The 12,856-nt window shown below is 59.2% G+C and carries 11 protein-coding genes and 1 pseudogene; 6 read left to right on the top strand and 6 right to left on the bottom strand.

All coding sequences use genetic code 11. The annotated features are described in order from the left end of the window. Positions 1 to 20 precede the first annotated feature (20 nt). The 4 genes and pseudogenes from AC2CGQ_RS04470 to umuC all read left to right on the top strand — a co-directional run bounded on the left by AC2CGQ_RS04470 (position 21) and on the right by umuC (position 2,740). The gene (locus AC2CGQ_RS04470; protein WP_126181107.1) at positions 21 to 392 is read left to right on the top strand and encodes a hypothetical protein; all 372 of its coding nucleotides are present in this window, start codon (positions 21 to 23) and stop codon (positions 390 to 392) included. A 325-nt stretch (positions 393 to 717) separates the two neighbouring features. Further along, a pseudogene (locus AC2CGQ_RS04475) lies at positions 718 to 798 on the top strand (SOS response-associated peptidase family protein); the annotation flags it as partial. Positions 799 to 986: 188 nt separating this feature from the next. Next, positions 987 to 1,421: a translesion error-prone DNA polymerase V autoproteolytic subunit gene (gene umuD, locus AC2CGQ_RS04480; RefSeq protein WP_015378308.1), complete on the top strand. Its 435-nt coding sequence runs from the start codon at positions 987 to 989 to the stop codon at positions 1,419 to 1,421. A gap of 2 nt (positions 1,422 to 1,423) precedes the next feature. Continuing rightward, positions 1,424 to 2,740: a translesion error-prone DNA polymerase V subunit UmuC gene (umuC, locus tag AC2CGQ_RS04485; protein WP_015378307.1), complete on the top strand. Its 1,317-nt coding sequence runs from the start codon at positions 1,424 to 1,426 to the stop codon at positions 2,738 to 2,740. Positions 2,741 to 2,767: 27 nt separating this feature from the next. Here umuC and aceE read toward each other — a convergent pair whose 3' ends face one another. After that, complete coding sequence (gene aceE / locus AC2CGQ_RS04490; protein WP_484593495.1) at positions 2,768 to 5,443, bottom strand: pyruvate dehydrogenase (acetyl-transferring), homodimeric type; 2,676 nt, start codon at positions 5,441 to 5,443, stop codon at positions 2,768 to 2,770. A 154-nt stretch (positions 5,444 to 5,597) separates the two neighbouring features. On the opposite strand from aceE, the gene AC2CGQ_RS04495 reads away from it, so the two are divergent. Further along, positions 5,598 to 6,035: a MarR family winged helix-turn-helix transcriptional regulator gene (locus tag AC2CGQ_RS04495; protein ID WP_015378305.1), complete on the top strand. Its 438-nt coding sequence runs from the start codon at positions 5,598 to 5,600 to the stop codon at positions 6,033 to 6,035. Here AC2CGQ_RS04495 and AC2CGQ_RS04500 read toward each other — a convergent pair whose 3' ends face one another. After that, the gene (locus AC2CGQ_RS04500; protein ID WP_015378304.1) at positions 6,036 to 7,115 is read right to left on the bottom strand and encodes a transketolase-like TK C-terminal-containing protein; all 1,080 of its coding nucleotides are present in this window, start codon (positions 7,113 to 7,115) and stop codon (positions 6,036 to 6,038) included. Positions 7,116 to 7,420: 305 nt separating this feature from the next. Here AC2CGQ_RS04500 and AC2CGQ_RS04505 point away from each other — a divergent pair, with 305 nt between their 5' ends. Then, positions 7,421 to 8,770: a colicin-like pore-forming protein gene (locus AC2CGQ_RS04505; protein WP_118891927.1), complete on the top strand. Its 1,350-nt coding sequence runs from the start codon at positions 7,421 to 7,423 to the stop codon at positions 8,768 to 8,770. Positions 8,771 to 8,822: 52 nt separating this feature from the next. Here AC2CGQ_RS04505 and AC2CGQ_RS04510 read toward each other — a convergent pair whose 3' ends face one another. The 4 genes from AC2CGQ_RS04510 to AC2CGQ_RS04525 all read right to left on the bottom strand — a co-directional run bounded on the left by AC2CGQ_RS04510 (position 8,823) and on the right by AC2CGQ_RS04525 (position 12,615). After that, entirely contained in the window at positions 8,823 to 9,239 is a 417-nt protein-coding gene (locus AC2CGQ_RS04510; protein ID WP_049188354.1) for an RbsD/FucU domain-containing protein, read from the bottom strand. A gap of 49 nt (positions 9,240 to 9,288) precedes the next feature. Next, positions 9,289 to 10,053, bottom strand: a complete 765-nt coding sequence (locus tag AC2CGQ_RS04515; protein ID WP_021505753.1) for an SDR family NAD(P)-dependent oxidoreductase — start codon at positions 10,051 to 10,053, stop codon at positions 9,289 to 9,291. A 21-nt stretch (positions 10,054 to 10,074) separates the two neighbouring features. Beyond that, positions 10,075 to 11,310, bottom strand: a complete 1,236-nt coding sequence (locus AC2CGQ_RS04520; RefSeq protein WP_021505752.1) for an MFS transporter — start codon at positions 11,308 to 11,310, stop codon at positions 10,075 to 10,077. A gap of 270 nt (positions 11,311 to 11,580) precedes the next feature. Further along, on the bottom strand, positions 11,581 to 12,615 hold the full coding sequence (locus tag AC2CGQ_RS04525; RefSeq protein ID WP_261125657.1) for a LacI family DNA-binding transcriptional regulator: 1,035 nt from the start codon (positions 12,613 to 12,615) through the stop codon (positions 11,581 to 11,583). Between the last annotated feature and the right edge of the window lie 241 nt (positions 12,616 to 12,856).

Raw genomic sequence — 12,856 nt, forward strand, 5'->3', positions numbered from 1 at the left:
CAATGAGTTAGAGGTGAAAGATGATTTCATACAAAAAAACCATACCTGCTCTTGTCATATTCGCTTTATCTAATGCTGTGGCATATGCGAATGATTTCGACAAATCAAATGAAGCGATGGCAATTTCAGCAATAGGTTTTTCTGGCTCAAATGCTCGTGTTGCACATGATGTTTGTGGGGCAACCAATGAGAAAATTGATAAATATAAAAAACAAATAAAAGACTCATTAACTAGAACATTAAAGTATGAACAGTCAGGATTCGATACGCATTGGGATAATGGTTGGAAAAATGCTGATTTTTTGGTTAAGTCATTAAGTAATGATGAAGCCTATAAAAAAGAATATTGCCAAGAGGTTTTAGATGGAATTAATAATCCTGAAATGAATTAAGGATTATTCCTTATTCGGGGTTCTACGCCGGAACCCCAGATTTTTCCGTCCGCTGAAATTATCCCCGGTTGAGCCGCTTTATACCGTCAGCTCGCAGTGGACCATCAGGGGAAATGTGGCGGTACAGCGTTTGTCGGGTGATCCCAAGCTCCTGGCATAACGTACTGACTTTCGTCTCTGGCCGTCCCATTGATGCCATTGCCAGTCGCAATTTTATTGGCGTCATTTTGTAAGGCCGTCCGCCGTTCCTCCCGTGGGATCTTGCTGAGGCAAGGCCTGCTGCTGTTCTTTGCGGCGCTGTACGCAGCAGAGACCGACGGCCGCGCGTCCGGTATCGCCCGCCGTCGGCGCCGTTCGCAATGACAATCCCTCACTCATCCTGCCCATCGATACGCCAACGGTCTGAGTGCCGAATTATCCACAGTTTTGGTGGGTATCATGTGTGCAAACATACGTGAAGAACGCCAAAATCTGCAGGAAAAATCACTCAGAAAATTATTATATTACGCGGCAAAGCGCGATCCGCAGGGGAATTTGGGGTTGCGCGCGTTCGCGTTTTGTTTATGCTTTACTGTATAAATATACAGTTTGGTTATGATTATGCTGAGCAATTCAAGGTTGTATGCTTTTTCACCAGGTGAGTCTCTGACGTTACCGCTGTTTGCCGATCGCGTGGCCTGCGGCTTTCCTTCCCCGGCGCAGGACTATGTCGAGAGCCGGCTGGATATCGGCAAGCTGCTGGTGCGGCATCCCAACGCCACCTACTTCGTGCGCGCCAGCGGCGAGTCGATGATCGACGGCAATATTCAGGACGGCGATCTGCTGATTGTCGACAGTGCCCTGACGCCGGAACACGGCAATATTGTGATCGCCGCCGTGGACGGTGAATTCACCGTCAAAAAACTGCAGCGCTACCCCGACGTGCGGCTGTTGCCGATGAACCCCGCCTATGCGCCAATCGTGTTCAACGACGAGGCGCAGCTGGAGATCTTCGGCGTGGTGACCTTTATCGTCTACGCGGCGCTGTAACCATGTTTGCCCTGGTAGACGTCAACAGCTTCTACGCCTCCTGCGAAACCATCTTTCGGCCCGATCTGCGGGGGCGGCCGGTGATCGTGCTGTCCAACAACGACGGCTGTGTGATCGCCCGCAGCGCCGAGGCGAAGGCGTTGGGCGTGCCGATGGGCGCGCCTTATTTCAAGATCAAAGAGGAGATGCGCCGCCGCAACGTCGCGGTGTTCTCCTCCAACTACGCGCTGTACGCCGATATGTCCCGCCGGGTGATGGACACGCTGGAGGAGATGGCGCCGGCGGTGGAGATTTATTCGCTGGACGAAGCCTTTCTGCGGCTGGACGGCGTGGCGCACTGCGAGGCGCTGGAACCGTTCGGTCATCGGGTGCGCGATCGCATCCGGCGCGAGCTGCATTTGACGGTCGGGGTCGGCATTGCACCGAGTAAAACGCTGGCCAAGTTGGCTAACTTTGCCTCCAAGAAATGGCGGGGGACCGGCGGCGTGGTGGACTTGTCCGATCCGGCGCGCCAGCGCAAGCTGCTGGCGTTAATCCCGGTGGAGGAGGTGTGGGGCGTGGGCCGCCGCCTGACCCGTCAGCTGCAGGCGATGGGCATTCACACCGCGCTGCAGCTGGCGGACTGCGATACCCGGCTGGCGCGTAAAACCTTCAGCGTGGTGCTGGAGCGCACGATACGAGAGCTGCGCGGCGAGTCATGCCTGCAATGGGAGGATGAAGCGGCGGCCAAAGAGCAGATCATCTGTTCCCGTTCGTTCGGCCAGCGCCTGACGCATTACCCGCACATGCGCGAGGCGATCTGCAGCTACGCCGAACGCGCCGCCGAGAAGCTGCGGCAGGAAAAGCGCTACTGTCGCAATGTGTCGGTGTTTATCAAAACCAGCCCGCATTCGGCGGGCGAAGGGTATTACAGCAATATGGGCACCGCCCGGCTGCAAACGCCGAGCAACGACAGCCGCGACATTATCGCCATGGCGGTGCGCGCGCTGGAGAGCATCTGGCAGGAAGGGCGACGCTACCTGAAGGGCGGCGTGGTGCTGGGGGATTTCAGCGCCGCCGCCATGGCGCAGATCGACCTGTTCGACGACTGCCCGCCGCGCCGCAACAGCGAGCGGCTGATGGCGACCCTCGATCGCCTGAATCAGGAAGGGCGCGGGCGCGTATGGTTCGCCGGGCAGGGGATCGTCAAACCGTGGCAAATGAAGCGCGAAATGCTGTCGCCGGCTTACACCACCCGGCTGGCGGATATCCCGCTGGTGCGGCTGGGGGAGCGGGAGCCGCGCGCCGCCGAGCCGAAGGAGGAAAAACGCCGCGGGTGACAGCCGGCGGCGTGGGTAGGCTATGCGTTACTTCACCGCTGCCGGGTCCGGCTTATCGGGGGTGATGCCATACAGCACCATGGCGCGGTTGACCTCGCTGCGGGCGATACGGCCTTCGTCAGCCAGCAGTTTCAACGCGGCGATCGCGATGAAATGGCGGTTGACCTCGAAGAACTCACGTAGCGCCTCGCGGGTGTCCGAGCGGCCAAAGCCGTCGGTGCCCAAGGTGATAAAGGCGCGGTCCGGCAAGAACGGTTTGATCTGATCGCCGACGATCTTCATATAGTCCGTCGCCACCACCACCGGGCCAGGATGCGCCGCCAGCAGACTCTGTATATAAGGGACTTTCGGCGGGTCTTCCGGGTGCAGCAGGTTCCAGCGTTCGGCCGCCATGCCGTTACGGCGCAGTTCGCTCAGGCTGGTGGCACTCCAGATATCGCTGGCGACGCCAAAGTCCTCGGCCAACAGCGCCGCCGCCGCCAGCGCCTCGCGCATGATGGCGCCGCTGGCGACCAACTGAGCGCGCGGGCTCTCTTGGTTTGCCGTTTCGTTCTGTTTGAGCAAATAGGCGCCCTGGATAATCCCGTCCTCCACGCCCGCCGGCATCGGCGGCTGCGGGTATCCTTCGTTGAGCAAGGTGATGTAGTAGTAAATATCCTCTTGTTCAACGAACATCCTGCGCATGCCGCTCTGAACGATCACTGCGAGTTCATAGGCATAGGTCGGATCGTAGGAGACGCAGCTGGGAATGACGGAAGACAGCACGTGGCTGTGGCCGTCGTCATGCTGCAAGCCTTCGCCCATCAGAGTGGTTCTGCCGGAGGTGGCGCCGAGCAGGAAGCCCTTGGTGCGCGCGTCTGCCGCTGCCCAGGCGAGATCGCCCACCCGCTGCAGCCCGAACATGGAGTAGAAGATATAGAACGGGATTGTCGCGACATCGTGGTTGCTGTAGGCGGTGCCGGCGGCGATCCAGGTCGATATCGCGCCGGATTCGTTGATGCCTTCCTGCAAAATCTGGCCGTCTTTGGCCTCTTTGTAGTAGCTGAGCTGCCCGGCGTCTTGCGGGGTATACAGCTGGCCGAGCCAGGAATGGATGCCAATCTGGCGGAACAGGCCTTCCATGCCGAACGTGCGCGATTCGTCCGGCACGATGGGCACAATCAGTTTGCCGATGTTGGCGTCTTTGAGCAGCGTGCCGAGGATATTGACGAAAGCCATGGTGGTCGACATGTTGCGTTCGCCGCTGCCCTTCAGCAGGCCGTCGAAGCGCGATAGTTCCGGTATCGCCAGCGGAGCGGATTGGCCGAAGCGGGCAGGGATGTAGCCGCCCAGCGCAGTGCGCGTCGCGGTGATGTACTTCGCCGCCGCGCTGTCGGGTTCAGGCTTCAGGTAAGGGATCTCTGCCAGTTGGGCGTCGGAGATTGTCAGCCCTAAACGGTCGCGGAAGGCTTTCACCGCATCCTGGCTCATTTTTTTCAGCTGGTGGTTGATGTTCTGCCCTTCACCGGCTTCCCCCATGCCAAACCCTTTGACGGTTTTGGCCAGCACCACCGTCGGTCTGCCCGTGGTATGCACCGCCTGATGGTAGGCGGCGTACACCTTTTGCGGATCGTGGCCGCCACGGTGCAGCGCCCAGATCTCATCGTCGCTCAGGTCGGCGACCAGCTCGAGCAATTCCGGGTACTTGCCGAAGAAATGCTCCCGCACATAGGCGCCGCTTTGCGATTTGAAGGTCTGGTAATCGCCGTCGACGCACTCCATCATCCGCTGCATCAGCAGTCCGGAGCGGTCTTTTTGCAGCAGTTTGTCCCAGCCGCTGCCCCAGATCACCTTGATTACCTGCCAGCCGGCGGCTTTGAAGGTGCCCTCCAGTTCCTGAATGATCTTGCCGTTGCCGCGCACGGGGCCATCCAGCCGCTGCAGGTTACAGTTCACGACGAAGATCAGGTTATCGAGTTTTTCTCGCCCGCCCAGCGCAATCGCCGCCAGCGATTCCGGTTGATCCATCTCGCCGTCGCCGAGGAACGCCCACACCTTTCTTCCCTGGTGAGGTTTCAGCTCGCGGTATTCCAGATAACGCATGTAGCGCGCCTGGTAGGCGGCGGTCAGCGGCCCCAGCCCCATCGAAACGGTGGGATATTGCCAGAAATCCGGCATCAGCCGCGGGTGCGGGTAGGAGGAGAGGCCACGGCGCGCGGATTCGCGACGAAAGTTGTCGAGCAGCTCCTCGTCGATGCGGCCTTCGAGATAGGCACGGCCATAAATACCGGGGGCGGAGTGGCCCTGGATATACACCATGTCGCCGGCGAAATCATCGGTGCGCCCACGGAAGAAGTGCGTGAATCCCACATCGTAAAGCACTGCGGCCGACTGGTAGGTGGCGATATGCCCGCCAACGTTGGAATGTTTGCCGGCGCGCAGCACCATCGCCATGGCGTTCCAGCGAATAAACGCATTGATGCGCGCTTCAGCGGCCAGATCGCCGGGATACGTCGGCTGCTTATAAGCCGGAATGGTGTTCACGTAGGGCGTGGTGACCAGGCTGAAGAAATCGCCGTGTTTTCGCTGATCGGCTTCGGCCATTTTCTCCAGTAAAAAATGCGCGCGCTCACGGCCGTCGATATCGGTGACGCCTTCAAATGCCTCAAGCCATTCAGCCGTCTCTTGCGGGTCAAGATCTGCTTTAACCACGGGTTGGTTCATAAAAGCTCCAAATGTACTTACCTGATAAGGCGCTGAGCGATACAGGGATTTATTGAATTGCAAGTGCAAGAGTTGCAAATGCAATAATGGCGAAAGCCACTCTATCCCTTTACAATTGCAATTGCAACTCACCGCTTTTGACGAGAAAAATGACATGACAGATAAACAACCTGACCTGTGGTTCTCCTTTGTGCGCGCGCATCGGGCGATGATCAGAAAGATAGAGGCGAAGTTGTCGGAAGCGGGGCTGCCGGTTTACGCCTGGTATGACGTGTTATGGGGATTGGAAAGCGGGGAAAACGGCACACGCCGCATGCATGAGCTGGCGGACGTGTTGGTGATTGAGCGTTACAACCTGACCCGCCTGATGGATCGCCTGGAAAAAGAGCGGCTGGTCACGCGTTTTCGATCGGATGACGATCGCCGGGCCTCCTTCGCGACTATCACCGAGGAAGGCAAGGCCCTGCGGAAAAAGATGTGGGAGATCTACCGCACGGTGGTCAACACCCATTTTCTCAACCAGTTCAGCGAAGAAGAGATCGCACGCTTCTCCGACGCGTTGGACAACGCGATGCAGCTGGCCAGAGAGTGATCAGGCATCGGGTGTGATGTGCAGAACGCGCAGCGCATCGGCGATCAGCGCCGAAGGGATTTTCTGCTCGTCGGCCAGCAGTTTGAGGGCGCAGAGCGCAATCCATTCCGCCTGCGGGTAGTGGATTTCGCCGCGCACCCGTGAATCTGAGCCCACCGCGGCAAAGCGTGCGGGAATGAATCGCTTGAGCTGATTGGCAATCAGGTGCGAATAGTCGGTGACGGCGACGACGGGGGCATTCCCGGCACCCAGGCACGTTTTCAGATGGCATTTGCCGCCGCTGTCCTGGCGCTGCATGTCGGCGAGTTCGGCGTCCTGCGCCAACCGCGTGTAGCTGGGGCAGCTCCAGATTTCAGACGCAATCCCCCAGTTTTTCAATACCTCGGCCGCCTGCTGAACGCGGGCGAGCGCACGGCCGGCGCCGCACAGACGAACCTGCAACGGTGAGTCTGCCGCGGTGGCGACGCGATACATTCCCCTGAACGCCTGTTCTGCGACAAACGGCTCCCCTGAAGAGAGGGGGCCATTGTCTGCGTTGGTCGCGAGATACACCATCTTTCTCGTTCCCTCCAGATAGAGCGCGCGCAGGGCGTGATGGAGTATCGCGCCGGTTTCTCTGGCATTGGCCGGATCGAAAGGCAACCAGCCCGGCATGGCCGTGAGCTGAAGCGGGAACCAGGCCTGAACGCCTTTCGGCAAATCGGCACTGCCGGTATCTGCATCGCTGATGAAAATCCCCTTGCGATTGGTTTCCGGCTCAAGCCCGCGGAGCATGTCCACCGAGGGCGTGTTGACGAAGTAAAACAGCGGCTTCTCATAACGCTCTGATTGATGGCCAAACCAGAGCGGCCAGGCGGTGGCGTAGCGGGAAATCGGCGGCTCGGCGCGCCTTCTGCCGTCGATAAGCCAGATGTCGCCGCTGGCGTTGAGTTCGCCCAGAGTTTGTGCCGTCCAGGCGCTGGCAGAAGGGCGCGAAGCGCCGGCTTTTTGGCTGGCGGAGGTCATCTTGCGGATACAGGCTTCGGCCAGGGTTTGGGTTCTGGCCGAGGCGGCGGGCAGTGTTATACGTTGAGGCGACATGCGGAGCATTCTCTTTAAGTTGCAAGTGCGATGATTGTAATTGCAATTCATGGCGTGTGCCAATGACTTCTGAACAGGTCGCAGCCATCCAGGTGTGTCCCGCGGCGATATATTCAGGTTCTGCAGACGCGATCCTATTTGTTTCACCGACCAGACAGCCGCCATCCGTTGTCCTTATTTCTGCAGTTTTTTATAAATGACGGGCAGCTAAAAACGGTTTGCCGATAGGGATAATGCGTGTGTCAATCCGCGTTAAACGAGAATATCGGCATCTTAAAAATAAAACGAAATAAGGATGAAAGCATATGCCTGGATTTAATTATGGCGGTAAAGGAGATGGGACTAACTGGAGTTCTGAACGCGGTACGGGCCCTGAGCCGGGGGGCGGCGATAAAGGCCATTCCGGCGATCGCGATCGCGGCGGCGCCGGCGTTGGCAACAGCCCGGAACAGCAACAGATAGCGGCGATCCAAAACGATCCGGCGCTGCGCATGAAGCTGGAGGCGGTGATTAAGGCGGCGCGCAGAATTAACCCGGATGCGAAATTGCATATTGAAAGCGTCAGCCCATCCGGCACGCTGAGCCTTTCCGCCACCGGTTTGACGGCCGAGCAGGCGAAGCACATTGGCCTGGGGGGGCTGGTGATGGGGGTCAACGCCAAGGGGGTGACAGTGGCGCTCGGGGATATCGAAACCGGCCATGCGCGCAAGCCCTCAACTCCTGGCAAAGGCGGCAACAATGGCCTGAATGCCGGGCAGATCGGCGCCTCTTCGTTAGGCAGTTTCGTGACAGACTCGCATCGCGATCGGCCCGTCAGCGGCTGGCATGGCAACGGCAAAACCGGCGAATTCTCGACGACCCGCACGACCGGGAGTTACTACGGTTTTCATCATTTGAAGGTGGAAAAGCAAGACGGAGTGGCGACCTACAACCTCTACTATAAGGCCAATAAGAACCGGCCCGCGTTTATCGCCGTGGTGAGAGGGGATAACCTGAATGCCATGGAGGTGAAATATGCCAACGGCAAACCGGTAAAATCGCCCGGCTCGGTAAAAACGATCGTTAAGGAATTCGTCGAATATCAAAATGCGGAATTAAAAGCCATCAAGGATGGCGTCAGCCTGGCCGCAGGTATCAATAAAGATATCGCGGAAAAGATCGGCGCGAAATACGCCAAACTCGCCAAGGATTTGGAGGCGGGAATTCAAGGAAAATATATTCGCAACGTGCAAGATGCGGAGAAAACCTACGAGCAATTGACGAAGGGCCTGAACAAAAAGCTTAAGGCGCAGGACAAAGCGGCGATTGTCACCTGGCTGAAAATGATCGATGCGGAACAGTATGCCCGCAATGCGCGGGTATTAGGCAAGGTCTTCACCGGGGTGGATTGGGCGATCAAAGGCGCGGATCTGGTAAACGCCGCGATTGAAGGTTTCTCAACCGGCAACTGGAAAGCGTTCCGCAACCAGCTCGAAGCGCTCGGGTTGTCAATCGGCGCAGGGTATACGCTCTCCGCTATCGCCGCGTTTTTCGCGCCGACGCTGGTGTCGTCGACGGTGGGCATTTTCGCCTTCGCTTACCTGTTTGGCTGGGCCACCAGCTATATCGATGCGGAACGTGCGGGGGAGCTGGAGAAGTGGGTCGCTGACCTGTAACGGCATGAGGGGGCTGGCCCCCTCATTTTACCCCTCACACCCTCTACCTCTTTCACACCACCGGCGCCACCGTCAGCAGCAGATTGGCAAAACGGCGCTGTTCGCCGGAGGCGATCACCAGCAGCGTTCGATCCGATTTGACCGCGGCGTAAAACGCCTCGCGCGGCAGGTGTTCGACCGGGCAATGTGCCGGCAGCAACTGCCGGTATTCGGCTTCGATAGTGTTGGTGAAGTCCGGCGGGCAGGCCATCAGCGCCGCGCTTTCCACGTTGATGCAGGCCAGCAGTTTTTCCAGGATCGGCGGGGCGGCGAGCGTGCCGGGCGCCAGGTTCAGATAGACCACGGTGGCGTCTTTCGGCGCATGCGTCATGCAGGCGTAGTTGCCGTCGGCGATCAACACCTGGGTTTTATGCCCGCATTGCGCCAGTGCGGCGAGCAGCGGCGGGTGAGTGATGGCGGATTTGATCATAAAGCGATTCCTGAATGGGCGGGCGGCAAGCGCGCCGCCCGCAGCTGAATTACATGCGGTAGATGCCGCCGTTGATGTCGAGAGTCGCGCCGGAGATAAAGCCGTCGTATTCCGCCGCCAGGAAGGCGATGGCGCGCGCCACGTCGTCCGGTGTGCCTGCGCGGCCCAGCGGGATGGCGCGAACGGTTTCCTCCGCCGATGCCTGGGTGGTGTGGCGATTGTGGAAACGGGTGCCGAGGATCAGGCCGGGCGCCACCGCATTCACCCGGATGCCGTGCTCGCCGAGCTCCGCCGCCAGCGAGCGCGTCCAGGTGAGTACCGCGCCCTTGGTGGCGGAATAGACCAGCGAGCCGGCGTGCCCGCCGGCGCGGCCCGCCTGTGAGGCCAGGTTAACGATGCTGGCGCCGTCCGGCGCCGCTTTCAGGTGTGGGAGCGCGCTCTGGGTGACGTTCAGCATGGTGGTCATGTTCACGTCGATCACGGTTTGCCAGAAGGCGCGGTCGATCTCGCCCAGCCATTTGCGCCCGACGATACCGCCGACGTTATTGATCAGGATATCGATGCCGCCGAGCAACTCGGCGCCGGCCGAGACGCAGCGCAGCGTTTCATCGGTATCGATGAGATCGGCGTAGCCGTAGGCGGCCTTTTGCCCCAATGAATGGGCCAGCGCCACCAGCGCTTTGGGGCCGCTTTCGTCGCTGTGATAGTGAAAATAGATGTCGCAACCGGCCTTGATCAGCCGCTCCGCGGTGGCGCGGCCGATGCCCTGTTCCGCCCCGGTGATAAAGACCTTTTTGCCCGCAAGATCGCCCATGATTGACTCCTTATTGGTTCGTTAAGAATTGATGACGCCTTCACGCTGTTTGGCGCAGTAGAAAATGCAGATCAAGCCGGTGGCCAGCAGGCACGAAGCCAGGAAAAACAGCCCCGGCGCGCTGCTGCCGGTCAGATCGTTCAGCACGCCCACCGCATAGGGAGCGACGAAACCGCCGATATTGCCGATGCAGCTCACCACCGCCAGCCCGGCTGCTGCGGCCGCGCCGGTGGATATGTTGGCGGGCATGGATAGGAACGGCGGCACGGCGGTGTAGATGCCGATGGCGGCGATGCACAGGAATGACAGCGCGACGAACGGGTCGTATTTAAAAAATGTCACCGCGCCCATCAGGCCGATGGCGGCGATCACCATGCTGAGGCCGGCGAACACGCCGAGTTTTTTGGTTTTGCTGGCCCACAGACTCCACGGATAGACCAGCAGCGCGGCCAGGCCGTAGGGAATGAGCGCCAGCAGGCTGACGCGGAAGATATCGCCGCCGGAAATGGCGCTGATGATCGACGGCAGCCAGGTGCCGAAGCCGTAAATGCCGCACACCATGCCGAAGTTGAGCAGCGCGTAGAGCAGGTATTTCTTGTTTTTAATGCCCTTGAGGAAGTCGCCCAGCGTGATTTTAGAGCCGGATTTGGAGCGGCCGGCGTTGCTCATCAGCCAGGCTTTTTCCTCCACGTTCAGATAGCCGACGTCCTTGGGCGAGTTCTTGATCAGGAAGGGGATCAGCAGGCCGATGACGATCGGCGGCAGCCCTTCGAGGATGAACAGCAGCTGCCAGGGGGCGAACCCGAACCAGTCATGCTGAATATTGAGAATAAAGCCGGAAATCGGCGAGCCGACCGCGTTGGACAGCGGCTGGACGATGATGAACATGCCGAGAATTTTAGTGCGGTACTTTTCCGGGAAGAACACCGTGAAGTAATACACCACCGAGGGAAAGAAACCGGCTTCGCACACGCCCAGCATAAAACGGCAAATATACAGCTCCATCGGCGTGCGCACAAAACCGAGCAGGGTCGCGAAGATGCCCCAGGAAATTAATATTCTGGCGAACCAGATGCGCGGGCCGAATTTAATGGTGCCGGCGTTGCTGGGTATTTCAAACAGGAAATAGCCGATAAAGAAAATCCCGGAGGCGAAGCCGAAAGCCGAGGCGGTCAATCCCAGGTTATCTTCCAGCGCTTTGGCGGCGTAGGCCATATTGTTGCGGTCGAGAAAGGCCAGGAAATACAACAATATCATGAGGGGCACAATATGCAGCGTCAATTTCCTGATGGCGCTGCGTTCAATATCCTTTGGCATTATTTTTTTCATCATGGTTTTTCCCATGTGGTTAATCGGAATAATAGCGGCCCGGCCCAAAGCAATGAGCGGAGAGCTGAATAACGACGTTGCGTGCATAAAAGCGTCGCGCCGTTTATTTATTGCGACGATTCTATTTCTCTGATTTTGGCTGCGCCGAGCCGAACGATGCCCGGCTGCACATCGTTTGGTAAAGCCGTTTTTACTCTATTAACCGGCGGTTTTGACCGAGCGCCGGCTGATGACCGTCGGCGGGAAGAGAAACTCGCCGGGCGGTTGCGAATCATTGTTGATGCGGCCGATCAGGCGTTCGACCATCAGCTGCGCCATCTCCGCCAGCGGCGGCCGCACGGACGTCAGCCCCGGTTCGGCCAGGCCGGCCAGCGCGATATTGTCGATGCCGATCACTGAGATGTCTGCGGGCACCTGGACGCCGGCGGCGCGCAGGCCCACCATCAGCCCGATGCCTAACGCATCGTTAATCGCCACGATGCCGTCCGGGCGCGGCGCCAACGCGAGAACGCGCGGCGCCAGCGTCAGCCCCAATTCGAACATTTCCGTGTCGCCGTAGGCGCTGGTGGCCTTGCCTTCGATCACCCGTTGGCGTTCACTCAGGCTGTGCCCCAGGGCGCTCAGAAAACCGTCGATCTTGTGGCTGCGCCCCACGGTCAGCGTCGCTTCGGTGGCGAACACGATGTGTCGGCAGCCGCGTTCGAGCAGGTGCTGTGCGGCCAGGCGCCCGGCGGCGATATTGTCCATCGACACGCTGTCGAACAGCCGGCTATCGGTGGCCATCTGCTCGGCAAACGGGCTGTCGTAGCTGACAATCTTCATGCCTCGCTCGGCGGCCCGAACAAAATGGGTCTGGCGAATGTCGCTCGCCGCCACGATGATGCCGCGCACGCCATGCAGGAACATATCGTCGATAAACGCGGCCTCCTCCTGCTCCTGGCGGTAGGCGTTGCCGAGCAAGACCCGGTAACGGTGAGCCCGCGCCGCGCCGTCGACCGCATGCGCCAGCGCCGAAAAGCTCGGGTTAACGATCGACGGCAGCAGCAGGCCGATGATTTTCGCCTGCGGCGCGGGCACCGCCGCTCGGGCCGGTGGGTAGCCCAGGGTCGCCATCGCTCGTTCGATGCGCTCACGGGTCTGCGCGCTCATCTGGTGACTGCGATTATTCAGCAGGTTCGACACGCTGCTGATGGACACGCCGGCCAACCGCGCCACATCACGAATATTTGCCATTTGCCGATACCTTGCTGCCTGCCGTTAGCCTGCAATCTATAAGGGAAGCCGGCCGCAGGCAAGCTGCAACCGGGGCGCCGCGTGCATGGGATCGCGCATTTGTGAGAGTCGTCAGGCGGCTGCCGTGTTGTTTACTAAACAACAACGGGGGTGGGGGCACTGTGTTAACGCAGATGAGTGAGATCTGCGAAGCATCTCTCGTTTATCGCCCTTCGGGGCGGCGGGTTCTGTACTATTGTTT

The sequence above is a fragment of the Serratia sp. DFXYC6 genome (genome assembly GCF_057196085.1).